At 73.8% G+C, this 25075-nt stretch carries 20 protein-coding genes; 12 read left to right on the top strand and 8 right to left on the bottom strand.

The genetic code is table 11. From position 1 onward, the window contains the following. The first annotated feature begins 86 nt into the window (after positions 1-86). From ACFVSN_RS05835 to ACFVSN_RS05825, 3 genes are all read left to right on the top strand, one after another. Positions 87-1724, top strand: a complete 1638-nt coding sequence (locus ACFVSN_RS05835; protein WP_387953774.1) for an alkaline phosphatase family protein — start codon at positions 87-89, stop codon at positions 1722-1724. Positions 1725-1896: 172 nt separating this feature from the next. Beyond that, positions 1897-3933 (top strand): glycosyl hydrolase, encoded by a 2037-nt coding sequence (locus ACFVSN_RS05830; RefSeq protein WP_387953772.1) that lies wholly within the window; start codon positions 1897-1899, stop codon positions 3931-3933. Between the two features lie 151 nt (positions 3934-4084). Then, the gene (locus tag ACFVSN_RS05825; protein ID WP_380498704.1) at positions 4085-4897 is read left to right on the top strand and encodes a hypothetical protein; all 813 of its coding nucleotides are present in this window, start codon (positions 4085-4087) and stop codon (positions 4895-4897) included. Positions 4898-4942: 45 nt separating this feature from the next. On the opposite strand, the gene ACFVSN_RS05820 is transcribed toward ACFVSN_RS05825, so the two are convergent. Continuing rightward, positions 4943-7843: a DUF4157 domain-containing protein gene (locus ACFVSN_RS05820; RefSeq protein ID WP_387953770.1), complete on the bottom strand. Its 2901-nt coding sequence runs from the start codon at positions 7841-7843 to the stop codon at positions 4943-4945. Between the two features lie 108 nt (positions 7844-7951). Here ACFVSN_RS05820 and ACFVSN_RS05815 point away from each other — a divergent pair, with 108 nt between their 5' ends. Further along, positions 7952-8335: a hypothetical protein gene (locus ACFVSN_RS05815; protein WP_387599250.1), complete on the top strand. Its 384-nt coding sequence runs from the start codon at positions 7952-7954 to the stop codon at positions 8333-8335. A 53-nt stretch (positions 8336-8388) separates the two neighbouring features. Here the strand turns inward: ACFVSN_RS05815 and ACFVSN_RS05810 are convergent, their stop codons facing one another. Next, the gene (locus tag ACFVSN_RS05810) at positions 8389-9642 is read right to left on the bottom strand and encodes a cytochrome P450 (RefSeq protein WP_387599248.1); all 1254 of its coding nucleotides are present in this window, start codon (positions 9640-9642) and stop codon (positions 8389-8391) included. Positions 9643-9689: 47 nt separating this feature from the next. Between ACFVSN_RS05810 and ACFVSN_RS05805 the strand changes: the two genes are divergently transcribed. The 6 genes from ACFVSN_RS05805 to ACFVSN_RS05780 all read left to right on the top strand — a co-directional run bounded on the left by ACFVSN_RS05805 (position 9690) and on the right by ACFVSN_RS05780 (position 16246). After that, positions 9690-10733 (top strand): 3-oxoacyl-ACP synthase III family protein, encoded by a 1044-nt coding sequence (locus tag ACFVSN_RS05805; RefSeq protein ID WP_387599245.1) that lies wholly within the window; start codon positions 9690-9692, stop codon positions 10731-10733. Positions 10734-10887: 154 nt separating this feature from the next. Beyond that, on the top strand, positions 10888-11640 hold the full coding sequence (locus ACFVSN_RS05800; RefSeq protein ID WP_380498695.1) for a glycosyltransferase family 2 protein: 753 nt from the start codon (positions 10888-10890) through the stop codon (positions 11638-11640). Beyond that, complete coding sequence (locus tag ACFVSN_RS05795; protein ID WP_387599243.1) at positions 11637-12887, top strand: cytochrome P450; 1251 nt, start codon at positions 11637-11639, stop codon at positions 12885-12887. The genes ACFVSN_RS05800 and ACFVSN_RS05795 overlap by 4 nt, the downstream gene beginning before the upstream one ends. Further along, positions 12884-14536: a class I adenylate-forming enzyme family protein gene (locus tag ACFVSN_RS05790; protein WP_387599240.1), complete on the top strand. Its 1653-nt coding sequence runs from the start codon at positions 12884-12886 to the stop codon at positions 14534-14536. The genes ACFVSN_RS05795 and ACFVSN_RS05790 overlap by 4 nt, the downstream gene beginning before the upstream one ends. After that, the gene (locus ACFVSN_RS05785; protein WP_387599238.1) at positions 14533-15495 is read left to right on the top strand and encodes an NAD-dependent epimerase/dehydratase family protein; all 963 of its coding nucleotides are present in this window, start codon (positions 14533-14535) and stop codon (positions 15493-15495) included. The genes ACFVSN_RS05790 and ACFVSN_RS05785 overlap by 4 nt, the downstream gene beginning before the upstream one ends. 193 nt (positions 15496-15688) lie before the next feature. Continuing rightward, positions 15689-16246, top strand: a complete 558-nt coding sequence (locus ACFVSN_RS05780; RefSeq protein ID WP_387599235.1) for an RICIN domain-containing protein — start codon at positions 15689-15691, stop codon at positions 16244-16246. Positions 16247-16361: 115 nt separating this feature from the next. Here the strand turns inward: ACFVSN_RS05780 and ACFVSN_RS05775 are convergent, their stop codons facing one another. From ACFVSN_RS05775 to ACFVSN_RS05765, 3 genes are all read right to left on the bottom strand, one after another. Then, positions 16362-17762, bottom strand: coding sequence for an alpha/beta hydrolase family protein (locus tag ACFVSN_RS05775; RefSeq protein WP_387599232.1), 1401 nt, complete (start codon positions 17760-17762; stop codon positions 16362-16364). 205 nt (positions 17763-17967) lie between these two features. Then, on the bottom strand, positions 17968-18741 hold the full coding sequence (locus tag ACFVSN_RS05770) for a hypothetical protein (protein WP_387953768.1): 774 nt from the start codon (positions 18739-18741) through the stop codon (positions 17968-17970). 162 nt (positions 18742-18903) lie between these two features. Next, entirely contained in the window at positions 18904-19476 is a 573-nt protein-coding gene (locus tag ACFVSN_RS05765; RefSeq protein ID WP_387953766.1) for a TetR/AcrR family transcriptional regulator, read from the bottom strand. 120 nt (positions 19477-19596) lie between these two features. On the opposite strand from ACFVSN_RS05765, the gene ACFVSN_RS05760 reads away from it, so the two are divergent. After that, a complete protein-coding gene (locus tag ACFVSN_RS05760) occupies positions 19597-20037 on the top strand; it encodes a nuclear transport factor 2 family protein (protein WP_387953764.1) in 441 nt (146 codons plus the stop codon). Between the two features lie 429 nt (positions 20038-20466). Here ACFVSN_RS05760 and ACFVSN_RS05755 read toward each other — a convergent pair whose 3' ends face one another. Next, positions 20467-21054 carry a hypothetical protein gene (locus tag ACFVSN_RS05755; RefSeq protein WP_387599224.1) on the bottom strand — a complete coding sequence of 196 codons (588 nt, stop codon included), beginning with the start codon at positions 21052-21054 and terminating at the stop codon, positions 20467-20469. 1388 nt (positions 21055-22442) lie between these two features. Between ACFVSN_RS05755 and ACFVSN_RS05750 the strand changes: the two genes are divergently transcribed. After that, positions 22443-22817: a transglycosylase SLT domain-containing protein gene (locus tag ACFVSN_RS05750; protein ID WP_380507904.1), complete on the top strand. Its 375-nt coding sequence runs from the start codon at positions 22443-22445 to the stop codon at positions 22815-22817. Positions 22818-22985: 168 nt separating this feature from the next. Here the strand turns inward: ACFVSN_RS05750 and ACFVSN_RS05745 are convergent, their stop codons facing one another. Further along, positions 22986-23798 (bottom strand): phytanoyl-CoA dioxygenase family protein, encoded by an 813-nt coding sequence (locus tag ACFVSN_RS05745; protein WP_387953763.1) that lies wholly within the window; start codon positions 23796-23798, stop codon positions 22986-22988. Between the two features lie 201 nt (positions 23799-23999). Continuing rightward, positions 24000-25073, bottom strand: a complete 1074-nt coding sequence (locus tag ACFVSN_RS05740; RefSeq protein ID WP_380507898.1) for a LuxR C-terminal-related transcriptional regulator — start codon at positions 25071-25073, stop codon at positions 24000-24002. Between the last annotated feature and the right edge of the window lie 2 nt (positions 25074-25075).

The raw sequence follows: 25075 nt of genomic DNA, 5'->3' as shown, positions 1-25075 counted from the left end.
CCGGCCTTCGCCGACGCGGCTCTTGTGTGGGCATCGTCAACTGCGGGACAGTGACGGCCAATCACCCGCCCCTCCGAGGAGAATCCGTGCGTCTGTCACGCCTCGCCACCGGCCTCGCCGCCGCCGTCGCCCTGCTCTGCGGGCCCACCGGCGCCGTCGCTCCCGCAAGCGCCACCGGCACCGCCGGCACCGCCGCCGCGGTGCAGCCCGCCGCGGCCACGGCCGCCGTTCCGCGGCCCGACCACGTCGTGGTGGTGCTCTTCGAAAACACCTCGGAGAGCTCCATCGTGGGCAACCCACAGGCCCCGTACTTCAACCAACTGGCCGGCACCGGCGCGAACTTCACCAACTCCTTCGCGATCGAACACCCCAGCCAGCCGAACTACCTGGACCTGTTCTCCGGCTCCAACCAGGGAATCACCGACGACTCCTGCCCGCACAGCTTCAGCACCGACAACGAGGGCGCCCAACTCATCGCCAAGGGCCTGACGTTCAAGGGCTACTCGGAAAGCCTGCCCTCGGCCGGCTCGACGGTCTGCACCTCGGGCAAGTACGCGCGCAAGCACGTCCCGTGGACCAACTTCACCAACGTCCCGGCCTCCGCCAGCCTGCCGTTCACCAGCTTCCCGACCGACTTCACCCAACTGCCCACCGTCTCCTGGGTGATCCCCAACCTCTGCGACGACATCCACGACTGCTCGATCCCCACCGGCGACACCTGGCTGAAGAACAACCTGGACGCCTACGTCCAGTGGGCCAAGACCCACAACAGCCTGCTGATCACCACCTTCGACGAGGACGACAGCGCCGGCCCCAACCAGATCGCCACCTTCTTCAACGGGCAGCAGGTCAAGCCGGGCACCTACACCGAGCAGATCGACCACTTCAGCGTGCTGCGCACCATCGAGGACATGTACGGCCTGCCGTACGCCGGTGCCGCCGCCCAGGCCACACCGATCACCGACGCCTGGAACACCGGCACCACCGGCGGCGTCAGCGTCACCGCGCCCGGCAACCAGGCCGGCACCGTCGGCACCCCCGCCTCCCTCCAGATCCGGGCCACCGACACCGCCGGCGGCACGCTGGGCTACGCCGCCACCGGTCTGCCGGCCGGACTGTCGGTCAACGCCTCCACCGGCCTGATCAGCGGCACCCCGACCACCGCCGGCACCTCCGCCGTCACCGTCACCGCCACCGACTCGACCGGCCCGTCCGGCAGCACCTCGTTCACCTGGACCGTCAGCCCGGCCGGCACCGGCTGCCCGTCGCCCGGCCAGCTGCTCGGCAACCCGGGCTTCGAGAACGGGAACAGCCCGGCGCCGTGGAAGGCGACCTCCGGCGTGATCAACAACGACCTGGCCAGCGAGCCCTCGCACAGCGGCAACTGGGACGCCTGGCTGGACGGTTACGGCTCCGCGCACACCGACACGCTCAGCCAGAGCGTCACCGTCCCGGCCGGCTGCAAGGCCGCGCTCGGCTTCTGGCTCCACATCGACACGGCCAAGACCACGGGCACCGCCGACGACACGCTCACCGTCACCGCCAACGGCACCACCCTGGCCACCTACTCGAACCTCGACGCCGCCAACGGCTACACGCAGCGGACCCTCGACCTGTCCGCCTACGCCGGGAAGACCGTCACGCTGACGTTCACCGGCGTGGAGAACTCCTCCGCCGACCAGACCGGCTTCGTCATCGACGACACCACGCTGAACGCCTCCTGACCGGCACACCCGACCGGCACACCGGGGCCGTGCCCGCACCCGGGCGCGGCCCCGTCACGTGATGGCGGTGTCGAGGAGGACTGCGGGGCGGGGGCGGGGGAGTCGCGGTAGGAGCCGAACCCCGCGTCCGGGCCCGGGCGGCCGCGGAAGCGGATCACGCTACGGTCTGATCATGCTTCAGAAAGCTCGTGCCGCCCTGATATCGGCACTCCTGCTGGCTCCCCTGGTCGGAGCGGCCCCGGCCGCTCCGACCGCCGCCGCCACTACCGCAGCCGCAGCCGCCACGGCCGCAGCCGCCACCCCATCCGATCCCCAGGCCACCGCGGCCACCGGCCGGGTGCTCGACTGGCTGTCGCACCTGCCGGGCCGGGCCGGCAACCGGGTGGTCTCCGGCCTGTTCGCCGGCTACAGCGGCTCCGCCTTCTCGCTCAACCAGACCGAGGACCTGAAGACCCAGACCGGCCAGTACCCCGGGCTGATCGCCTGCGACTACGGCTCGAACGGCAGCTCGACCATCGACTCCTCCTGCAACGCCGACCTGAAGAACTGGTCGGCCAGGGGAGGCCTGGTCTCCGTCGGCGTCCACGCGCCGAACCCGGTCCAGCCGGGACTCCAGGGCCTCTACACCCACCTGGACGGCTTCCAGCAGCTCACCGACCCCGCCACCACCGTCGGTGCCGCCTGGCAGCAGACCCTCGACAGGATCGCCACCGGCCTCGCCGACCTGAACGGCGCCGGCGTCCCCGTCCTGTTCCGCCCGTTCCACGAGATGAACACCTCCGGCGCGGGCGCCTTCTGGTGGAGCGGCCAGGACCGGGCCGCCTACGTTTCCGCCTGGCAGTACACCTACCGCTACCTCACCCAGGCCAAGGGCCTGCACAACCTGCTCTGGGTCTACTCCCCGCTCTGCGGCGCCGGCGACCGCGCCGCGTACTACCCCGGCGACGCCTACACCGACGTGGTCGGCCTCGACTGCTACCCGACCGACCCGGCCGCCGCCCAGGGCTACGGCGAACTGACCGCGCTGCACAAGCCGTTCGCCTTCGCCGAGATCGGCCCGCCGAACGACCCCGCCACCCACGTGCCCGCGCCCGCCGCTTACGACTACGGCCGCTGGGCCGACGCGATCCGCACCCGGTTCCCGGCCACCACCTACTTCCTGGCCTGGAACGACAAGTGGAGCCCCACGGTGCAACTCGGCGCCCCGGCACTGATGAACGACCGGTGGACGCTCAACCTGGGCGGGATCGACCCGTCCGCCACGACCGACCCGGCCGGGCCGCCGCGCCCGCCGGCACCGGGTGCCGTGCTGGAGGGCTTCGAGAACGGCCCGGACGGCTGGGGCGGCTGGCAGACCCTGAACGGGCCCTGGACGGTGGACGAGTGGGCCTCCCAGCAGAGTCACTCCCTCAAGGCCGACGTCGACCTGACCCGCCCGGAGACCTACCTCAACAAGGTCGCCCGCCAGGACCTCAGCGCCTACAGCACGCTCTCCGTCGACGCCCGCACCGCCCCCTGGGGCAACCAGGCCGCCGGCACGACCGCCAAGCTCTACCTGTGCACCGGCGCCAACAGGACCTGGTACGACAGCGGTTCCACCGTGGTCGGCCCGGACGGCGCCGTGCTGACCATGTCGCTCGCGGGCGTGACCGACCTCGCCGACGTCGAGGAGATCGGGGTCCGCTTCGCCCCCGCGCCGGGCGCCTCCGGCCAGAGCTCGGTGTACATCGACAACCTGACCGCCACCACCCCGGCGAGCACCCTCGGCGACTTCGAGACCGGACCCGACGGCTGGGGCGCCTGGCGGATCAAGAACGGCCCCTGGCCGGTCACCGAGTGGGCCGCCCAGGGCACCCACTCCCTCAAGGCCGACGTCCAACTGGAGAGCGGCGAGGCCTTCCTGCTGCGCCACTACGCCACCCCGGCCGACCTGACCGGCAACCTCACCCTCACCGCGACCGCCCGCACCGCCCCCTGGGGCAACCAGGCCGCGGGCACCAAGGCCAAGCTGTACGTGAAGGCCGGTGCCGGCTGCGACTGGTACGACAGCGGCACCTACCCGGTCGACGCCGACGGCACCCGGCTGTCCTTCAACCTGGCCGCCGTCCCCGACCTCACCAGGGTCTGCGAAATCGGCGTCGACTTCGTCCCGGCCGACGGGGCGACCGGCCAGTCCTCCGTCTACGTGGACGCGGTGTCCATGCGCTGAGCCCCCTGCGCCCCCACCCGGGAGGCCGCCGCCCCACGACGGGACGGCGGCCTCCCGCGCCTTCGCGCCGGCCGCCCCGCCCGCCCGGTGCCGCCGATTTTCTGTTATGCCAATTGACACAACCTCAGTGCCGTCCCTAGGGTCTCCTGGCATGGACGAGGTCAAGAAGCGCGGCCGCCCCCGGAAGGACCCCGCGCAGCTGGCGCGGTGGACTCCCCCCGAGGGGTGGTCACGGCTGGTCGCCTGGGTGTCGCCCGAGGAGAAGAAGGCCCTCAAGCACGTGGCGGTCGAGGCGGAGGTCTCGGTCGCCGACCTCGTCCGCGCGCTCGCGGGCGGTCTGGCCGCCGGGGCGATCACACACGAGGAACTGCTGGGCCACGTCAGAAAGGGCATCCAGGTCATGGAGAAGATCCCGACGCTGTTCGACCGGGACGACGCCTTCCGCGTCGTCGACCGGCCCCGCGCCGAATGCGCGTGGGTCTTCGAGGGCGAGGGGGTGCCGACCGAGAAGCTGGACGGCACCAACGTCCGCCTCACCGTCCGCGCCGGACGGCTGGTCCGGGTGGAGAAGCGCCGCAACCCGACGAAGGCCCAGAAGCAGCAGGGCATCCGGGACGGCTGGTACGTCGACACCGACGAGCAGGCCGCCGAGGACAAGTGGATCCTCGCCGCCGCCCACGCCACCGACACCACCGCCTGGCCCGACGGCGAGCACTCCTGCGAGGCCCTCGGCCCCCGCATCCAGGGCAACCCGCTCGGTGTGACCGAGCACCACTGCGTCCCCTTCAACCTCCAGGTGCCGGTCTACCAGGACGTGCCCCGGACCTACGCGGGCCTGCGCGACTACCTGGCCGAGATGGAGAGCCGCTACACCCCGGGCGCGCTCGCGGAAGGCATCGTCTTCCACCACCCCGACGGGCGCCGCGCCAAGATCAAGCGCAAGGACTTTCCCAAGGCCGCCTGACCCGCCCCGCTCGGGGAGGGCGGCACAGGGACCCCGCGCCCGCGCTCACACCTCCGTCGCCCGGACGTGCTCGTACCAGTCGCTGCCGCCGTTCGCCGGGTCGTGGCCGGGGTCCCGGCGCCACTCGCTCCGGTCCACCCGGAACGTCGCCCCCGGCATGAGCAGGACCTCCGCCTCGGTGCCCTGGTACTGGTGGAACGGGTCGATGTCGCGGCCGTACTTCCCGGTGAGCGTCAGCTCCAGGAGGATCCGGTGCGTCGCCGTGCCGGAGACCTTCTGCCCGCGCATGAAGTCCAGCCCCACAGACTCCTCCCTGCTGGTGCTGTCGAAGGAACTCGTGAAGACGGAGCCCGGCCGGTAGTTCAGCGCGGCCTGCTTGCCGAGCCGGTAGGGCGACTCGTCCCCGCCGACGTTCCAGTCACCGCGGAAGACCGTGCCGGTGACGGGCGGCAGCCGGTTCAGCGCCTCCATCGTCATGTCGGCGTGCGCCTTGAGCTCCTCGAAGAGCACCGGTGCGAGGACCTCGATCCGCGCGTCGATGACGGCCATCGCCGCCTTCTTGGCGACCGGGTCCATGCCCCGCGCGGCCGTGAGCTGCGGCCTGATCACCGGGTCCTCGTCCAGGGTGGGCACCGCCTCCTGGTTGTGGCTGTTCTGGGCCGCCCACCTGAGCTGGCCCTTGATCTGCCGCAGGGAGAGGGCCTCGGCGCCCGCGGTGGCCGCGCCGACGGTCCCGTACGGCGCGTACCCCTCGGGCAGCAGCCGGCTGCGCACCACCGAGTTGATCATCTGGTGCGCGCCGCCGGTGTACGCCATCAGCGCGGTCGCGTGGGCCTCCTTGAAACTCTTCGCGACGGCCTCGGTGGAGGCGCCGGCGTTGTCCGCCTTCCACTGGGCGATGCGCGGGGTGGGCGCGGTGTCGCCCGCCACGAAGGCGCCGTACTGGCCCGCTACTTGGGCGGCCGCGGGCTGGCCGGGCTCCATGAAGCCGCTCGCCGCCGGGTCGGTCGTGCGGGGCTTGTTGGCTTCGGCGAGGTACATCAGCTCGTGCGGGAACTGCCCGTCGACGCAGACGTTCTGCCGCAGTTCCTCCTCCGTGAAGGGCGCGATGTGCTGGTACATCAGCGCCGCGCCCTTGCCCGCCCGGAGCGCGGACTCGCCGGGCCCCTTGACCCCGGCCGCCCAGGAGCCGCGGAGGATCTCGTAGAGCGAGTGGTCCCAGGACGGCAGCATCCAGCCCATCAGGGCCATCCGGTAGTCGAAGACGTCCACCCCAGGCACGTTGATCCACTGGAAGGTCTTGAGCATCCGGGTCGTGGTCCCGGACATGCCGGCGACGACCGGGATGCCGCGCGCGGCGTTCGCCTTCGGCCAGGACTCGTTCTGCTGGATCTCCCAGTAGGCGGCGCCCTCGTTCCAGGGCAGCTTGTCGTCCGGGCCGGGCTTGCCGGCGAACGCCAGTTCCCGCGCGCTGAGCGGGGCGCCGCGGTCGGCGTAGTCGCGCGGGGTCTTGCGGTTGGCCTCCTTGTCGGCCTCGCTGCGCTCCTTGCGCGGCCCCTGGCTGTCGATCATCTCCAGGGTGTCGCCGGCGAAGGTCTCGGGGTCGGACTGCCACAGCAGGTTGCCCAGCGCGTACGGGTCCTTCTCGTAGTTGTAGCCCTTGCCCGCGAGGCTCGCCGCGGCCCACAGCGGCGGCCGGGACCAGCCGTTGAGGAACGCGGAGTGCTTCTTCAGGTCCTCCTTGTTCATGCCGAGGGTCGCCGCGAGCTGCGGCCTGGGCCCGATGATGCCGTTGAGGACGTCCTTGAGCGAGAGCTCCGCCCCCTTGTTGTAGTAGGCGGCGTTGTAGACGGCCGTGACCAGTTCGCGGACGTTGCCGTCCCGGGAGAAGAAGTCCTTGATCTGGGCGGTGGTCATCCCCTCGCCCACCTGCCCGGCGCTCGTCCGGTCGTCCTTGAAGAACGACTTGTTGGCGAGCGCCGGGTCCTTGTGCTCCTGGCCGGCGTAGGCGATGAGCAGTTGCTTCAGCCGGTTCACGGTCTTGCGCGCGGCGGCGAGCGCCCTCGGATGCCCGAAGGCGTACGCGCCCAGCCGCTGCTCGAACTTCTCGGCCGCCGCCTGCCAGCCCGTCTTCGCGTAGTACTGGGCGTGGTCGAAGGGCGCCTGACCGTCGCCGAGGCGCTGGACGACGCTCTTCCCGCCGGAGCCGGCGCGGGCACGGGCACGGGCGGGGGCCGCCCGCTGCACGGGTGCCGTCCCAGCGGACGCGGGCGCGGGCACGGCGGGCACGGGGGTGGCCAGGGCGCGGCGGGTGTTGGCCTCCGCCGCGCGTTCGAAGCGGTCGGAGGGGTCCGAGACGCTGAGCCCCGAGCCGTTGTCGGTACCCGCCACCGGCCCCTGGCGCTGCTGGATGACGTGCGTCAACTCGTGGGCCAGGGTGTGCCGGTCCGCACCGCCGGCGCCGATGACGACGTGGCTGCCGGAGGTGTAGGCGCGGGCCCCCACCTCGGCCGCCGAACGCTGGGCGGCCGGCCCGGTGTGCAGCCGCACGTCGGAGAAGTCGGCGTCCAGCCGCGCCTCCATCTCCGCGCGGACCGTCCCGTCCAGCGGCCGCCCGGCGGTGCGCAGCACGTCCGGCACGGACGAGCGCTGCACCGGCGCGCACTCGTCGTGACCGCCGGACGGGCCGTGCGCGTGGCGTCCCGCCTGCCGCTCCAGCGCCCGGCCGACGGCGGCGTTGCCGACCGCGCGCTGCATCGCGAGCAGCCGCCCCGCGGGCCCCCGGCCGCCGGACCCGGCCGGCCCGACCGTCCCCGCGGTTCCGGGGGACACGCGCGCTCTGCGGGGCACGGCCGCACCAGCGGCGGCGGCGTCGGCCGGACGCGCCGCGGCGGGCGCGGTCCGGTCGGGACGGGTCTCGGCATCCTGCTGCTCCCGTGAACGCATGCCCCGATCATCGGTCACCACGCCCTGGAGGACCAGGCCCCCTGTCCTTGCGCCCGCTCTCGGCCGGAGCCCTTCCGCCGCGTGCCGATCCTGTGCTGCCATACGGGGATGACCAACACTCAATTCCCCCGGCTGAAGCACGGATCCGACGCCTGGTGCGCGGCCCGGGACAGCATGGTCGAGATCGTCAAGGGCTGGGCGGTCGAAGGCCGCACCGACTGCTACGGCGCGCTGAGCGAGTCGCTGCGGGACGCGGGCTTCTCGGTCCCGCCCCGGGGCACGCTGATGAGCAACCTCCTGGAGGCCGCGTGCCGGGTCGAGGCCGACAGGGGCGTCCCGGTCATGCTGACCGCGATCGTCGTGAACAAGCAGAACCGGCGACCGTCCGGACAGTTCGAGGTGCTCGCCAGGACGGCGCCGTTCCGGCGAGGGGACGAGCCGGGCTGGAGCTGGGAGACGGAGAGGGACCGGGTGTTCGCTCACTACAGCTGACCTGCGACGAGCCGGCCGGCGGATGCCGGTCGCCCGGCCTGCCCGGCCGTTCGTCAGCGGTCGAGTTCGATGACGAGCGAGGCGTAGGAGGGGATCATCACCTTCCGGGCGTAGCTGCGCGAGACGATCCGGTAGGGGCGTCCCGGCGCGCGGACCGCCGTGACCATCCGGGCGATCTCGGCGCGGGCGACGGGCGCGCCGAGGCACAGGTGCCGGCCGGCGCCGAACCAGAGCTGGCGCGAGCGCGGGTCGTACGGGCGTGCCAGGTCGAAGCCGCCGGCCAGGTTGTCGGCGGCGTAGGTGACGAGGAGGATCCGCTCGTCCTTGCGCAGGCGGCGGCCGGCCACGGTGACGTCCGCGCTGACGTGCCGTCCGATCACCGGCGCGGGCGTGGTGACGCGCAGTCCCTCGCGCACCGCGTCGCCGACCAGCCCGGGGTCGGCGAGCAGCGGTTCCTGCTGTCCGGTGTCGTGGATCAGCGCGATCGTGCGGGCCATCGCGCTGGCGGCGGTCTCGGTGCCCGCGACGAGCAGCAGCGAGGCGAGGCCGCTGGCCTCCTCCAGCGTGATCCCGGCCTCGCGGCAGCGGCCGAGCAGGGTGTCGGGGTCGGCGCCGGCGTAGGCCGCCGGGACGCCGCTGGTCAGTGACGCGACGATCTCCTTGGCCGCTTCGATCCGCTCGGGCGGCAGTTCGGTCGAGGCGGCCGTGTCGAGTGCGAGGGCGGCCAGCCGCTCGCCGGCGGCGAAGGTGTCCAGGTACGCGGAGTCGGGGCTGTCCGGGGGGATCTGCAGGCCGAGCAGGTCGGCCATCAGGCGGCCGACGACGAGCCGGGCGGCCGCGGCCACGTCGACCCGGTCCCCGGCGGCCAGCCGCGCCGTGACGTCGGCGTAGACCGGCCCGGCGGCCCGTTCGACCAGGGCGGCGGAGTTGTCCTCGGTGAACAGGTCCCGGGCGCGCCGGCGCAGGTCCGCGTGGCCGGGGCCGTCGAACAGGCGGGTGACGTACGGTCCGAGGACCTGCTCCCACAGGTGGCCCACGCCGCCCTCGCCGAGCAGGGTGAAGTGCTGGTGGTCGTTGAGCACGGCCCGGATCAGGGTGGGGTCGCTCGCCACCCAGCCCAGCCGGGGTACCCGCCGGATCGGTCCGAAGGGCCGGGACATGGTGATCCTGGTCAGCGTCCACAGGGCGGGCCGGCTGGCCCACAGCAGTCCGCTCTCGTGCCGTCGTGCCGTCGTCGCGCCCATCGCCGCCCCGCCCCCGCTGCCGTCTCGAATGTCCGTGCGGGGAACCGTACCGTGCCTGGTCACGTCAGGGTTCATCGTATGATCGGGCGGCTCGGGGGAGGCTTGAGCACGTGTCGGAGGGCAGCGGACAGTTGGTCGGGCAAGGCGGCGGGGTGCGCGCGGTGATCGCCGCGGTGGCGGTGCACCTGCCGGAGCAATCGCTCACCTCGCGCGAGGTGGAGCAGCGGATCGCCGACAGCGGCCCCTACCGGCCGCGCCCCGGGCTGATCGAGGCGGTCACCGGAATCGCCGCACGGCACGTCGCCCCCGACGACTGGCAGGCCTCCGACCTGGCCGCGGCGGCCGCCCGGAAGCTGCTGGCCGACGCCGGCCTCGACGCGCGGGACCTCGACCTGCTGATCTTCGCCAGCGCCTCGCAGGACATGGTCGAGCCCGCCACCGCGCACATCCTGGCGTCGAAGATCGGGGCGCGCTGCCCGGTGTTCGACGTGAAGAACGCCTGCAACAGCGTGCTCAACGGGATCCAGGTCGCCGAGGCGCTGATCGCCGCCCGGCAGTACCGCAGGGTCCTGGTCTGCACCGGGGAGCTGCCGTCGCGGGCGGTCCGCTGGTCGGTCCGGGACCGGGGCCAGTTCGCCGAGTCGTTCCCCGGCTACACCCTGTCCGACAGCGGCGCGGCCGTGCTGCTGGAGGCGGGAGCGGCACCGGACGGGATCTTCCACCGGGCCTTCACCGCGGACTCCTCGGCCTGGGAGGTCGGCACCCTGCCCGGCGGCGGCACCGCGCACCCGCGGGACCCGGAGGCGGGCTACTTCCGGATGGACGGAGCGCGGCTGCACGCGGCCTTCGAGGCGCTCGGCCCCGAGCTGATCCACCGGGCGCTGGCCGAACACGGCCTGACCTGGGCGGACTTCGCGGTGGTGGCGGTGCACCAGGTGACCGTCCCGCTGCTGGAGGCCTTCCTGCGCAGGACCGGCCTGACCACCGGACCACTGGTGCCGGTGCTGCCCGGGCACGGCAACCTCGCCTCGGCCTCGCTGCCGTTCCAGCTCGCCCGGGCCCTGGAGCAGGGCCGCTGCGGGCCCGGCGACCGGGTGGCGCTGATCGGCCTGGCCGGCGGGGTCTCGCTCGGCGTCGTCTTTGCGCAGCTGTGAGCCGGGCTGTGGGCTCGGCTGTGAGCCCGCCCGTAGGCCCGATCGCGGGCTCGACTACGGGCTCGACTACGAGCCCGACCACGAGCCCGACCACGAGCTCGATCACGAGCTCGATCGTGGGCCCCACCGTGGGCCCGGATGTGAGGGAACACCAGTGACCGACCTGTGGGTGGTCGTGCCCGCCTACAACGAGGAGGCCTCGCTGCCGGCCACGTTGCGCGCGCTCGCGGCCCAGACCGACGCGGACTTCGCGTGCGTGGTGGTGGACAACACCTCGACCGACCGGACCGCCGAGGTGGTCCGGGAGTTCGCGCTCACCGCGGACTTCCCGCTGCACCTGATCACCGAGGCGCGCAAGGGCACCGGCGCGGCGGCCGACACCGGGATGCGGTTCGCGATCGACGCCGGCGCCCGGTACCTGGCCCGCACCGACGCCGACTGCCTCCCGGTGCCCGGCTGGACGGCCGCCGTCCGCCGCGGCCTGGCCGGCGGACTGGAGCTGGTCACCGGTCAACTCCTCCCGCGCACCGACGAGTTCCGGCTCAAGCTGTGGGAGAGCCGGCTGCTGCCGGCGGTGGTCGCGCTGGCGGCCCGGTTCGGCAGGTTCCGGCCCGGCAACCGCGACCCGCGCTACCTCGGCCCGTACCTGATGTGCCCCGGCTGCAACCTGGCCATCACCGCCGACCTCTACGAGCGCAGCGGCGGCTTCCCGCGCACCGCGATCGAGGAGGTGCACGAGGACCGCGCCCTGGTCAACCGGGTGCGCGAACTCACCACCGCCTACGGCCAGGTCCCCGGCATGCGGGTCTACGGCTCGGTGCGGCGCCTGCGCGCCTTCGGCCTGCGCAACACCCTGGCCTGGTACGCGGACCACCGCTACCGCCCCGACGTGGTCGACATCCGGTGAAGCGCCGCGAACACCTCTGGGAACGGCGGGTGCAACTGGCCGCCCACCCGCTGGCGTACCCGTTCATCACGGCCGTCACCCGGCGGGGCCCCGCCGTGCGGGTACCGGGGATCGGGATCGTGGTCGGCGACCCCGGCCTGGCCCGGCAGGTGCTGCTCGACCACGAGGGGTTCCGCAAGGACGGCCCTGGCTCCTCGGGCGCGCTGTGGACGCCGGTCCTGGGCCCGGCCGTACTCCTGAACATGGAGGGCGAGGAGCACCGGCGGCTGCGGGCCGCGCTGGCCGGCCTGTTCACCCGGGCCCAGGCCACCGAGCTGTGCACCCGCGTCCTCGCACCGGTGCTGCGCGAGGCCACCGACCGGCTGGCCGCGGGCGGCGCGGTGGACCTGGTTGCCCTGACCAGGACCGCCGCCGGCACGGTGATCGGCGAACTGCTGGGAGTGGCCGACGCCGCGGGCGCGGAGGTGTTCGAGCGCGGCGAGCGCATCGTCCGGATGGTCGGGCTCCGCACCAAGGAGCTGACGCCTCGTCAAGTCACCAAGGCCAAGGCCGTCCTGTCCGGACTGACGGCGGCAGCCGGCGAGGCGTACGACCGCGGCGAGGCCCACGACCGTGCGGAGCCGGGCTCGATGATGGGACGGCTGCGCGCCCACGGGCTCGACCGGGAACAGGCGCTCGGGCTGGCGGCGGCGTTCCTGCTCACCGGGACGGAGACCGTGGCGACGACCGTGCCCCGGGTCTTCGCGCTCTGGCACGACTCCGGGCTCCTGCCCGCGCTACGGGCCGACCTGGAGACGGGCGGCGCGGCGCTCGACCCCGCGATCGACGAGGCGATGCGGGTGATCACCCCGAGCCCGGCGATGCTGCGCCGGGCCGCTCGGCCCGGCCGCCTCGGCACGACGGAGGTGCGCGAGGGGGACCGGGTGCTCATCGCCACCGCACGGTGCGACCTGGCCGCGGGGCCGTTCGACCGGGCTGCGGCACTGGGTCGCTGTCCGGCGCACGATCCCAAGCGCCTGTGGTTCGGGGCCGGGCCGCACTACTGCATCGGCGCACCGCTCGCCCTGGCCGAGATACGGGTGCTGCTTCAGGCGCTCCTGACGGCGGGAGCCGGGACCATCGTGCGGCGCCGGGCCAAACGGCGGGTGCTGATCCCCACCTACGCGCGCCTGGAGGTGTCGGCCGCGCAAGCGACCGCTCCCCGACGGCGCACGGACCGGACGAGAACGGAACTGACCACCTCATGAACGGCACGCCGAACACCGCAGGCACCGGACTGGCCGGCCGGATCGCGGACCACGCGCGCCGCACACCCGACACGGCCGCCCTGCTCGACGCACACGGCACACTCACCTACGCCGAACTCGCCCGGCAGGTCGCCGCCACCGCGAGCGGACTGCGCGCCGCGGGCATGTCCGCCGGCGACACCGTGATGTTCGCGGTCCGCCCCGGCCGGGACGCCCTGGTGCTCGGCCTGGCCGTCATGACGGCGGGCGCCGCCGTCGTGGTGGCCGACCCCGGCGCGGGCGCCGAACTCGACGCCGCACGAGGACGGCTCGTCACCGAACGCCTCACCGCACCGCGCTGGCTGGCCGCCGAATCCTGGCTCTGCGCGCTCGCCGCCCGCACCACGGGACGCACCCTGCTGCGCCGCCTCGGCCTGAACCTGCCCGCGCTCGCCGACCCGGCCCTGCGCCTGCTCCACACCGGCCCGCGCCTGCCGGGCCTGCCCCCGGACGCGATCCCCGCCGCCACCCTGGCGCACACCACACCCGCACCCGCGTCCCCCGGGAACGCCGCCCCCGCGTCTCCCGCGGACACCGCCCCCGCGGGGGACCCGGACCGCCCGGCCCTGGTCGTGTTCACCTCCGGCACCACCGCCCGCCCCCGCGCGGTGGTGCACAGCCAGGCCACGCTGCTCGCCGGCGCCGACCTGCTCGGCGAGAGCCTGGGCCTGACCACCGCCCCCGCCCCGGTGGTCGTGCACTCCGAACAGCTGATGATGGCCTTCGCCTTCCTCGCCGCCGGCGCCACCTGGTCGACGGCGCCCCTGCCCGTACGTCCCAAGCGGTTCCTGCGGGACCTGCGGCGCCGCCGGGCCACCCACACCTTCGCCACCCCGGCGTCCCTGGCCCGGCTGCTCGACGCCGGCCGCCTCCCCGACACCCTGGGCACGGTGCTGCTCGGCGCCGCCCCCGTGCCGCCCCCGATCCTGCGCCGCCTGCGCGAGGCGCTCCCCTCGGCCCGGACCGCGGTGATCTACGGCGCGACCGAGATGCTGCCGATCGCCGTGACCGGGGGAGAGGAGAAGCTCGGCCACGCACCCCACGGCGACCTGGCCGGCCACCCCCTGCCCGGAGTCACGGCACGCCTCAACGACGAGGGCGAACTCCTGCTGCGCGGCCCCCACCTGGCGATCGGCTACCTCGGCGACGGGCCGATCGGCGAGCTCAACACCGGCGACCGGGCCCGGATCGACGCCGACGGCCGGATCGTGCTGCTCGGCCGGACCAAGGACATGCTCATCCGCGGCTCCTTCAACCTCTACCCGGGCCTGTACGAACCCGCGATCGCCGCCCTCCCGGGCATCGCCGAAGCCGTCATCGTGGGCGTCCCCGACCCGCACACCGCCGACGAGGCGGTGGTGCTGGCCGTGTGCCCGGACGGCTCGCTCCCGCAAGCCGAACTCCTGCGCTCCCTGCAACGCCACCTGCCCCGCACGATCGACCACGCGGCACTGCCGGACCGGATCCACTTCCTCCCGGCGATCCCCCGACGGGGACGGACCGAGAAACCCGACCGCGAACGACTGCGCGCGCTGGTCACGAAGGACCTGAAGGCCACGAAGGCCACGAAGACTACGAAACGCACGAAGGCCACGAAGGAGACGCCGTGATCACCGTCGTCACCGGGGCCAGCGGCTTCGTCGGCAGCGCCCTGTGCCGCGCCGCAACGGCCGCCGGGCACCAGGTGCTGGCGCTGGGACGGCGCCCCACCGTCCCCGCCGACCTGATCGGCGGCGCGCCCTACCTCCCCTGGGACCTGGCGGACCCCGCCGCCCGCCCGGCCCTGCCCGCCCCGTTCACCCACCCCGACGCGGTGATCCACTGCGCGGGCCTGGCCACCGACTGGGCCCGCCCCGAGGCCTTCCACCGCGGCAACGTGCTGGCCACCGGGGGAGTGCTGGCCGCCTTCCCCGAGGCGGCACGATTCGTGCACGTGTCGACCGCGAGCGTCTACGACCCGCGCCGGCCCACCGTCATGGCCCGCGAGGACGAGGCCGCCACCGTCCGCCACACCGACGCCTACGGGCGCTCCAAGGCGCTGGCGGAGGAGAAGGTGCGCCGGGCCCGCCCCGACGCGGTGATCCTGCGCCCGCACGCCGTCTACGGCCCCGGGGACACCACCCTGCTGCCGCGCGTCCTCCAGGCGGTGCGCCGGACCCCGTACGGGCCGCGGCTGTTCGCGATCGGCGACGGCAGGCAGCGGCTGAGCCTGACCAGCGTGGCGAACCTCGTCGACGCCTGCCTGCTCGCCGCCGGGGGCCGGGCGTCCGGCACCTTCAACATCACCGACCGCGACCCGGTCGTACTGGACGACGTGCTGCGCCAGGTCCTCACCGCCCACGGCCTCCCGGCCGCACCCGTCCACCTCCCGCTCGCCCTCGCCCTCCCGCTGGCCCGCACCGCCGAACTCCTGGCCCGCACCACCGGATCCGCACGCCGCCCCCGCCTGACCGTCTACGCCGTCCGCCACCTGGCCCACGAACGCACCCTCGACCTCACGGCCGCCCGCACCCACCTGGGCTACCGGCCCGCACCGACGGACCTGGAGCCCGCCCTGCGCCGGGCCTGACGCGGCGCCGGCTCCGTCTCCGTCGACGCCTGGCGGCGTCCCACGGTCCAGTTCACAGCGGTGGGAATTTCCCAGGCGTCTCCACCTCGGGCCCGGGCCTTCCCGTCGCAGCGGCCGCGGGCCAGCGTGGTCGGTGCCGCCGTCGGTGGCCGCCGCTCGACCCGGCGTGGACGCGAACACGAGGGGAACAACCGTGCAGGACATCAAGCGCAAGAGGCCGTCGGCCCGTGGGAAGCTGCTCGCACCGCTGTGCGCCGCACTGCTGACGGCCGCGGCGTCCGTCGGGGCGACGGGCACGGCGGCCGCCGCCGGCGACACGGGCGAGTGGCTGGTGAGCTCCAGCTCCCAGCTCTGCGCCGACGCCCCCGGGGCCTCGACGCGCTGGGGGACGCACGTCGACCAGTGGGACTGCGTGAGCCAGTCCAACGAGCTGTGGATCAGGCAGAAGGTGCGCACCGTCAAGGGCAAGGCCTACTACCTGCTCAAGAACACGGCGACGCGGCTGTGCATGAACGTCGACCACGCCAGGCGCGACAACGGCGCCCCGATCATCGAGTGGGGCTGCAACAGCTCGTCCGACAACGAACTGTGGCACCCGATCCTGATCACCGACAACAGCCAGGAGTGGGTCAACCTCCGCAGCAACAAGTGCCTGACCGTCGCCGGCGACGCGCACGACAGCGGCACGTGGCTGATCCAGTACGACTGCGGCCGCCACGGCGACCAGATCTGGATCACCTCCGGAGGCTGAGCCGCGGAAATCAATGACACTCCGTCACCGCACTGCGCGCCGCAGCCGGCAGCCGGTAGCCAAGAGGGCCGACGCCCGTCGCGGCGCCGGCCCTCCAGGCCTTCGGCCCGTCCGGTCACGGCAGCAGCAGGCCCCAGAAGAGCGCCCACGGCACGAACATCGCGCCCGCCACCAGCAGTGCGCCGATCCGCACACGTGCACCGGCCGGGGCCGGAGCCCGGCCGCGCCACGCCCGCACCGCCGTCACACCGGTGGCCACCACCGCGCAGACGGCCAGCAGTTGCAGGACCGACCAGACCACCGGACGGCCGCCGAGCTGCGGCCCGGTGGCGAGCGTCGTCGTCACGAAGAGGAAGTAGCCGAGGAAGCCGAGCGTGGCGGCCAGGCCGCTGCCCGCGAGCCAGCGCGCGGCCCCGGCGCCCGGTGCGGCGGGACGCCGGCGCAGCCGCCGCACCAGACCCGACAGCAGGTACCCGGCGAAGACGAGGGTCATCAGCAGGAAGGCGGCCGCCTGCGCCACGGACCCCTCCGGGGCGGGGACCGCGGCCAGGGCCCGGCTGCGGCGGTCCTGCCCGGGCAGCGGGTCGTTCACCCGGTGGCCCTGGCCGGCCACCCAGGCGGCCACGGTGTCGACGTAGCCCGGCGTCAGCTGCTCGCCCCGCGTGAAGCCGTCCGCGGAGACGTGCAGCTTGTGGTCCGCCTGCGGGAAGAACCGCAGCGTCACGTCGTCGTTGCCGCCGCGGTGCAGCGCGTCGCCGATGATCGCGGCGCTCTCGGCCGGCGGCACCTGCTTGTCGTTGCCCCACAGGGCGAGCACCGGCTGACGGAGGTGTTCCAGCACCGGTACCGGGTCGTAGTGCGCCTCGGGGAACAGCCCGGCGTCGTCCAGCAGCCGGGTGCCCGTCACCGACACGCTCTCCAGCAGCGAGCCCGACGCACCCTCGTGCCGCAGCCTGTTGTCGAGGTGCCACGCCTGCTGCCGGGCCGGGGGCAGGCCGGAGGCGCCGACCACGACCACGTACGCGACCTGCCCGGAGCGGCTCGCGGCCAGCGGGGCCACCCAGCCGCCCTCGCTGAACCCCCAGAGCCCGATCCGGTGCGGGTCCACGTCCGTGCGCTGCGCCAGCGTGCGCACGCCGGCCAGGGCGTCGTCGGCCAGCTGCGAGTACGACCGCCGGGTCATCGAGTACCCGGTGGTCCGCTTGTCGTAGCCGAGCACGACGAACCCGGCCCGGGCCATCGCCTCGGCCTCGGCCCGGTACCCCGCCCGTTTCTCCGGCCCCGCCCCGTGCACCAGCACGATCCCGGGCCTGGGCCCCGTCCCGCCGGCGGCCTCGGTGACTGTGCCGTGCAACGTGACGTCCCCGCTGCGGAAGTCCACGTCCTGCTCCACCTGTTGCCCGGACTGTTGCCCGGCCGGGGCCGCCGTCGCCGTCGTCACCGTCGTCGCCGCCGCCGTCGTCGCCGCCGGCACCTGCCCGCCCAGCGCCACCGCCATGGCCACCAGAGGTGCCACCCACCGAACCCGCATCGCCGTTCCCCCGTGATCAGCGCACCCGACCCGACCGGCCGGCTGCCTGTCAGCGATCGTGCCAGGCGGGCGAGTCGCCGCGGATCCGGCGGGCTACCGACTTCGGGAGGGGGAAATCCCTACCCCTCCGTGAGAGGCCGAAGCCGAAGCCCGGGCGGGGGCGCGCGTCCCCTGTCCCGGCTCCGGGCCGCTACCAGGTCACGAACCCCGCGGTGCCGCTGGTGCCCGGTCCGAGTTTGGGCAGGTGGCCCTCCGCCGACATGTCCAGCCGCCAGTCGCCGTCCGCCCAGAGCAGGTTGGCGGTCGTCGAGCCGTGGATCCCGGGCGGGGCACCCGGCAGGTCGACGAGCAGCATGACCATGGACTTCTCGGGCGTGTAGGTCATGACGGAGAAGGCGACCACCTTGACCGAGCCGACGCCCTCGGCGTGGAGCGGGTCCTTGAGCCGGCGGTCGGCGTAGTCCTTGGCGGCGGCGGGCGGGTAGATCTGGGCCCGGGCCGCCCGTTCCCAGTCGTCGTGGCCGGTGTCGATCGCCGCGAGCACGGCGGCGGCCCTGGCGGCGCCCTCGGGGGTGTGCGCGAAGCAGTGCCAGAAGCCGCCTTCGTAGAGGAGCGGGCCCGCAGCGCGGGAGGTGGGGACCAGCAGCGAGCCCAGCGGCTTGAACTCCGTCCCGGGCGGGGTGGCGGTCGGCTTGTGCTGGTCGTGGTCGTCGGTCTGGCAGCCCGGGCCCCGGTCCCCGGCCGGCGCCGGCACCGGCGCCGGTGGCGCGGTGGTGGCAGGGGCGGTGGTGGCAGGGGCGGCGGCGGTGGTCGGCGCGGTGGTGGTCGGGCTCGGTGCCCCCGCCGTGCTCGTGGACACGTCGGTGGATGCGGTGCCCGCCGAGGTGGATGTGGGCGTGCAGGCGGCGCTCAGGGCGATGGCGGCGATGGCGGCCAGGGCGGCGGCCCGGGATCTGATGGACATGGCTGTGGTGAGTCCCCCGTGGTGATGTCGATTCCGACGGTAGGGATCATGCCATCCCCGGGCGGTGGACCCGCCGCCCGTACCGACGGCCGGTCAGCCGACCGCCAGGCGGCTCCGAGTGCGAGCGGGTGCCAGCCCGCCGTCGGGCCGGGCCGGCCGGGTTCAGCGTGGCCGCAGCCCGTCGAAGACCACCGCGAAGACCCGTTCCCGGGCGGCCGCGTCGTTCCCGAGGTGCTCCATGGTGGTGGTCGTACCGACCAGCAGGGCGATGACCTCCGGCGGGCCCAGCTCCGGGCGGACCGCCCCGGCCCGCTGCGCCCCGGCCAGCAGCTCGGCGAGCCGCGCCCGGATCGCTGAGCTGGACTCCTGCAGGGCCGCGTGCGCGTCCACGCCGGCCGCGGCGAGTGCCCGGGCGAACTCGTTCTTGCCCGCGGACTGTTCGACCACCAGGCGGAAGCAGTCGAAGAACGCCTCGGCGGGAGCGGACTCGGCGGGCAGTTGCGCTGCCCGGGCGGCGATCGCCTCCAGCCTCCGTACCATGACGGCTTCCAGCAGCGCTTCCTTGGTCGGGAAGTGACGGAAGAGCGTGCCGACCCCGACCCCGGCCGCCCGGGCGATCTCCTCGGTCGGCACGCCGACGCCCTGGGTGGTGAACACCTGGGTGGCGGTGTCCAGCAGCTTGGCCCGGTTGCGGGCCGCATCCGCCCGCAGCGGGCGTTCCTGGGCGCCGCTCATCTCTCCCACCCATTCCTGTCGGCGGCGAAGGCCGCACTGGACAAACGGAGTAGCCAGTCCGTATCGTCGAATCGGAGTCGCTAGTCCGATTCTAGCGGCAGATTCCGCTGGGGGCTGATCATGTTCGAAACGCTGTCGCCTCGTGAGGTCTTCACGAAGCTGCTCGACGGTATCGGCGCGGGGCGGTTCGCGGAGCTCGCGGACCTCTACGCCGAGGACGCCGTGGTGGAGATCGTGTTCGCGCCGGTCGGACCACGCCGGTTCGTGGGGCGGTCGGTGATCGGGGAGCGGTTCGCGGAACTCACCACGAACCTCCCCGTGGAGCTGACCCCGGTGAACGTGGTGATCCGGGAGACCGACGATCCGGAGGTGGTCGTCAACGAGTGGGACTACCAGGGGCGTCACCGGGAGACCGGGCGGACCTTCAGGTCCTCCAACATCCAGGTGCTGCGGGTCCGCGACGGCCTGATCGTGCACAGCCGGGACTTCCACGACCACCTGGCCCTCGTCGTGGCCGGCGGCAACCTGCCGCAGCTGGTGGAGGCGCTGGCGAGCAGCTGAATCCCGGTAAGCGGACGCACCGACAGGCCGGGGGTGTCCGGGCGGGGAGGGGTGGCGTGCCGGGAGAGTATCCGCGTGCGGCGCGTTGAGGAAGGGGGCCGGGGCAGGGGGGTGGGATCGGGCGTCTACTCCGCTCCCCGAGGCGTGCCAGGGGGACCGTCCAGCCACCCCCCTTTGCCCCAGGCCGTCCATGGCGGACACGCGGGCCGGAGCCCGAGCGGGCGCCGCCCACCCTAACCCGACCCGCCGACAGGACCGCGGCCCCATCCGCGGACATCGACAACTGCCCGGCTGGCGGGTTGTCCGCTTGGCCGTCCACCACGGCCCGGCACGCGCTCCCCGGGAGGGGAACGCGTGCCGAGCCGCCGACGGGAGGCCGGCCGGCGGCGGGCGCCGGAATCATGCGGCCCGCGCGCTGGCCCCCGGGGGTCAGCTGCCGATGTGGCCGCAGGCGGAGTCGACCTTGTTGGCGTCGGTCTCGATCTTGGACTGCAGGTTGGCGCTCGGCGCGGTGCCGGTGTTGAGCGCGGTGTACATCTGCTGGTAGTCGCCGGCCAGCGCGCTGATCGCGTTCTTGGCGTCGGCGTTGCCGGCCTTGGCCGCGGCGGCGTTCAGCTGGTCGCTCGCGTTCTTGAGGTCGGCCTTCAGCGCGTCCGGGTTGCCCGCGTCGGCGGAGATCTTGTCCGAGTACGTGGTCACCGTGCTGGTGGCGCTGGTGCACCCGGGGTCGATGGCCTTGACCACCTTCGAGCCGATCACCACGAAGACCACGATGCCCACCACGATCGAGAGCAGCGAGACGATGAGGCCGATGATCGCCGGCGCCTTGCCCTTGCCGGCGCTCTTCGACTTGACCAGGCCGATGATGCTGAAGATGAGGCCGAGCGGGGAGCAGAGGAAGGCCAGGATCAGACCGGCGATGGCGAAGCCGTTCGAGCCGGTCGGCTGCGGGGCCGCGGCCGGGTAGCCGTACGGCTGCTGCGGCGCGCCGTAGGGCTGCTGGGGGGGTATGGACACGTCAATCCTTAAGGGGACACGAGGATGGCCGGATAGGAATACCGGAAGCCCGCACTCCTTGGCAACTCTGAGTAATGACGGCGGCCGTGAGGCCGGGCCAAATCCGGCCCGGTGCCGCGCTTGCTTCCCCGGCCGCACGGTGACGGTTCGTGGTCGAAGCCGCCGACACCCGGTGCCGGCCCGAGCACGGCTAAGACCGCGGCGGCCCACTGCCGGCGACCGCCGGAGCCGAGCGTCGGCCGGCCGGACGCCGAACCGACCGGCACCCGATGCGCACCTGCGGAGCGCAGCCGGCACCACGTTTCACCGGGGACACCGTCCCGGCCCCACCACCCACCTGAAGCGGGCCCGGGGAGGCCTGAAACACCCTCACTCGCGGCGACATCAAGGGGTCGCTTGCCCGACTGAACCACGAAGTCCGGCTCGCCGGCGGCGCGCATTGATGTCCCGATGCCTGACTGTCTCTCCGACGGGGCTGCGTGCGAGAACGGACCTGACCTGACCTGCCGGATCGTCAGCGCGACGATCGACCTGTCCGTGGAGCGCCCCGGCCGCAGCGTGCCGGTGCCGGTGCCGGTGCCGGTGCCGGGTCGCGGGGTGCGGTGGAGGACGTCTTCCGATGTGTACGCGGCCCGTCTGCGCCCGATGTTCCGCCGGATCCGTGGGCGGTGGTCCGCTTCCGCGACCCGGAACGCGGCGCTGACCGGTGCGCCGGACGCCTCCCGGCCGGACGGCCGCCGAGCCCTGCCCGACTTCCGCCGCCCCGCCGCCCAGGTGTATCGCCGCCCCGGTGCGCTGGCGGCAGCGGCCACGGTCCCGACCGCCGCCGTTCCCGCCGCTGCTCCCGCCGCGCCTCCTCCACGTGGCCACGGCGGGGACGGGGCCGGACGGTGCCGGTGCCGGGCCCGCCCCGGCGGGGGTGTGGCGGCGGTCTCAATGGCGGGCGCCCGGTGTCGACTCAGCGTGGTGGTCGTGGATGGGCTCGGTGACGTCGCCGGGGGCCGGGCGGTGAGTGCGCTCACACGCGAATGCCAGGCACGACGGCGGGTAGTGGTGTCCGTTCGGCGTCGGTCCGCATCGAGGCCGTAGGGCGTTTGCGCAGACCGGGAGGGGTCGGCGCACCCCGTTCCGCCCCGCCCTCGATCCGGTGCCGGTCCTCCGGCTACGACCGCGGATCGTAGCGAGGGGGCCTTGGAGGGCGCCGCTCCGGTCTGGCACCTTGGCATTCGTCGTCGGCCACACCGGCTCCTGTTCCTGCCGGATGCGGCCAATCGCCGAGTCACTCCCCGCGACCGTTCGGCCCCTGTCCGGCCGCGGTCCCGGGCGGGGAGTGTTCTCGGCTCAACCCGATTGAGGTCTTGCTCTTCATGCCCGCTTTCAAGCTCCGTATGCGTACTTCTGCCGCGATCCTCGCCGGCGCCGCCGGTCTGACCGCTCTGGGTGCCGCCGTGGTCCCCGCCGCCGCCAGCGCCGCGACCGCCTCCCCGCAGGCCATCGCCGCGCAGATCGTGCCGGCGGATCAGCTGGCCTCGTTCAGCCAGATCATCTCCCACGAGTCGGGCTGGAACGTGACGGCGACCAACCCGAGCTCGGGCTCCTACGGCCTGGGCCAGGCCCTGCCGGCCTCGAAGATGGCCTCGGCGGGCGCGGACTGGAAGACCAACCCGGCCACGCAGATCAAGTGGGCGCTGGACTACATGAACACCCGCTACGGCAGCCCGAACGCCGCCTGGACCTTCTGGCAGGGTCACCACTGGTACTAAGCCGACCCCTTCGGCTCTCCCCCCACCTCGGGAGTCGGACAGGGACCACCGAGGCGACCCACGAGGGCCCCTCCCGCGCGAACGAGCGGGAGGGGCCCTCGTGCCGTTTCCGGGCCGTGTGCCGGGTGGCGGCAACTGGGGTGTCCGCCTGGCCGGCGCGAATGTCGTCTACCCGGCGGTGCGGCCGGCGCCGTCCCCGTCCGGGCCCGGGGTGTCCCGTCCCAGGCCCCGGCGGATCGCGATCTCCACGGGTGAGTACGCGCCGTCGGTGCGCTCCAGTTCGTACGGTGCGGCCGGCATCAGGGGCGGCTGGGCCATGAAGCGCGGCCGCGCTCCGTGGTGCGGTTGCGCCGCGTGCACCAGGAACGGGTGGCACAGGTAGACGTCGCCCGGGGATCCGGTGGCGAGGGCGAGCGGCCGGTGGTCGGAGGCCGCCACCAGATCGGGAGCGAGGGCCAGGCCGCTCGCCCCGTCCTCCCCGTACTTCTCCAGCACCTTCGGCGCGTCGAGGTGCGAGCCGACCCTGATCCGGGTCGGGGCGTCCTCCTCACCCACCTCGCTGAACAGGAACAGCATCAGAAGCGCCCGGCCCTGGGAGCGCAGATTCGTGAAGTACCAGCTCTCGCCCTCCGGCAGGTAGCTCCCCTCGATGTGCCAGCCCGTGTCGTCCGGCTCCTCTTCGTGCGGGAAGCGCAGCGGGAACGTGCCCAGCGAGTAGCGCGGCTCCCAGCGCCCCGCGCCGACGAGCAGGTCGTACGCGCGGTGCAGGGACGGGGAGTTGGGCGCGGCGGCGAACGGTCCCTGCGCCATGCCGGCCACCCGGTGCACGGGCTGCTTCCACGTCGACGGGTCGTCCGGGTCACAGCCGGTCTCCCGCCAGAGCAGTCGCTCGCAGTCCGCGGCCACGCGCGGCGCGACGGCGCCCTCCAACCTGACGAAGCCGTCGCGGAGGAAACGGGATACCAGGGTCGTGTCGTCCATGCCCCCATCGTGCGGCGACACCGGCCCCGGTCACCCGACATTTCCCGCACCGCCTTTGCCGGGTGGCCACCGGCCCTCTTCCCGCTCCTCCGAGAGCGGAAGCGGCCGGCCCGCGGCCACGGGACCCCACGGCCGACGGCGGGCGGCCGCGGTCGGCGAGGACGCGGCCCGGGCAGCGTGGCAGGGCGAGTACCCGGCGGCTCAGCGCCCGGCCGAGGAGAGGACCGCGGCGATGAGCTCGCGGCGGCCGGCCACGCCGAAGCGGGCGAAGACCGCTGTCAGGTGTTCCTGGACGGTGTAGGCGGACACGTGGAGCCGGCCCACGATCTCCCGTGTGGAGCACCCCTGGAGGACCAGGGCGGCCACCCGGTTCTGTGCGGGGGTGAGCCCGTGAGCGGCCAGGAGCAGGGAGCCGATCGCGGCGGCGGGGGCCGGCTCGACGACCACGCAGACCTGGTCGTCCGCGGAGCCCCGCAGGCGGGTGGCGTGCAAGGCCAGCCAATGACCGTCGCCGGTCCGCAGCCGGACCGGGCCCCGGCGGTCCGGTGCGTCCGCTCCCTGCGCGTCCCGGGACCGCACCAGGCGGGCCGCCACGGAGTAGACCGGCCAGGGCAGGCCCCGGACCCTGGGTGCCGGCAGTCGGTCGAGCCACCGTTCGGCGTCCGGGCTGATCGAGACGAGGGTGAGCTCCCGGTCGAGCACGATGACGCCGGGGGCGCCCGGCGCCTCGGGCCCGCCGCGCCTGATGGTGTCCCGGATCATGCTGCGGCGCAGGCCCTCGGCCAGGTGCGGGGCGAGCGTTCTGACGGCGGCGAGATCCCGGTCGGAGAAACCGGCGTCCGCATCCGCCCGGTGCAGACACAGCACTCCCCAGCAGTCGCGCCCTGCGATCAGGGCGGCCCGGAGCTCGTCCCCCAGCCCCAGACCGGCCATGATCTCCCGGTAGCGTGCGCTGGCGGACCGTCTCCCCAGGGTTGCCCGGTCCAGCGACATCACCGCCTCCGGTCCCCGGGCGAGCGAGGCGAACTTGTTGACGTCCTCGCGGCCGAACTCGTTGTCGAGGAAGAGCGGGCCGACGCCGGCCAGCGGCTCCTGGGCCACCACCGACGTGAACAACAGGGTCGCCGGGTCGACGGCTGCGAAGAAGGCCGCTTCGACGGGGAGAACGCCCGGCAGGCGGCGCAGCACCTCAGCGCAGAGCCCGGGAAGTTCCAGGTCGGCGTGGCAGCTGTCGATCAGCCGCTCGATACGCCGTTCCCGGATGCCCGTGGCCATGA

Source organism: Kitasatospora sp. NPDC057904 (assembly GCF_042887925.1).
Lineage (GTDB): Bacteria > Actinomycetota > Actinomycetes > Streptomycetales > Streptomycetaceae > Kitasatospora.
Note: the sequence above shows the minus strand (reverse complement) of the source record. Positions and strands in the feature narration are given on the sequence as shown.

Excerpts from the sequence above, each read along its gene's own strand:
- ACFVSN_RS05830 (WP_387953772.1), top strand. The coding sequence starts at position 1,897 with ATGCTTCAGAAAGCTCGTGCCGCCCTGATATCGGCACTCCTGCTGGCT.
- ACFVSN_RS05825 (WP_380498704.1), top strand. The coding sequence starts at position 4,085 with ATGGACGAGGTCAAGAAGCGCGGCCGCCCCCGGAAGGACCCCGCGCAG.
- ACFVSN_RS05820 (WP_387953770.1), bottom strand. The coding sequence starts at position 7,843 with ATGCGTTCACGGGAGCAGCAGGATGCCGAGACCCGTCCCGACCGGACC.
- ACFVSN_RS05815 (WP_387599250.1), top strand. The coding sequence starts at position 7,952 with ATGACCAACACTCAATTCCCCCGGCTGAAGCACGGATCCGACGCCTGG.
- ACFVSN_RS05790 (WP_387599240.1), top strand. The coding sequence starts at position 12,884 with ATGAACGGCACGCCGAACACCGCAGGCACCGGACTGGCCGGCCGGATC.
- ACFVSN_RS05770 (WP_387953768.1), bottom strand. The coding sequence starts at position 18,741 with ATGTCCATCAGATCCCGGGCCGCCGCCCTGGCCGCCATCGCCGCCATC.
- ACFVSN_RS05765 (WP_387953766.1), bottom strand. The coding sequence starts at position 19,476 with ATGAGCGGCGCCCAGGAACGCCCGCTGCGGGCGGATGCGGCCCGCAAC.
- ACFVSN_RS05760 (WP_387953764.1), top strand. The coding sequence starts at position 19,597 with ATGTTCGAAACGCTGTCGCCTCGTGAGGTCTTCACGAAGCTGCTCGAC.
- ACFVSN_RS05750 (WP_380507904.1), top strand. The coding sequence starts at position 22,443 with ATGCGTACTTCTGCCGCGATCCTCGCCGGCGCCGCCGGTCTGACCGCT.
- ACFVSN_RS05745 (WP_387953763.1), bottom strand. The coding sequence starts at position 23,798 with ATGGACGACACGACCCTGGTATCCCGTTTCCTCCGCGACGGCTTCGTC.
- ACFVSN_RS05740 (WP_380507898.1), bottom strand. The coding sequence starts at position 25,073 with ATGGCCACGGGCATCCGGGAACGGCGTATCGAGCGGCTGATCGACAGC.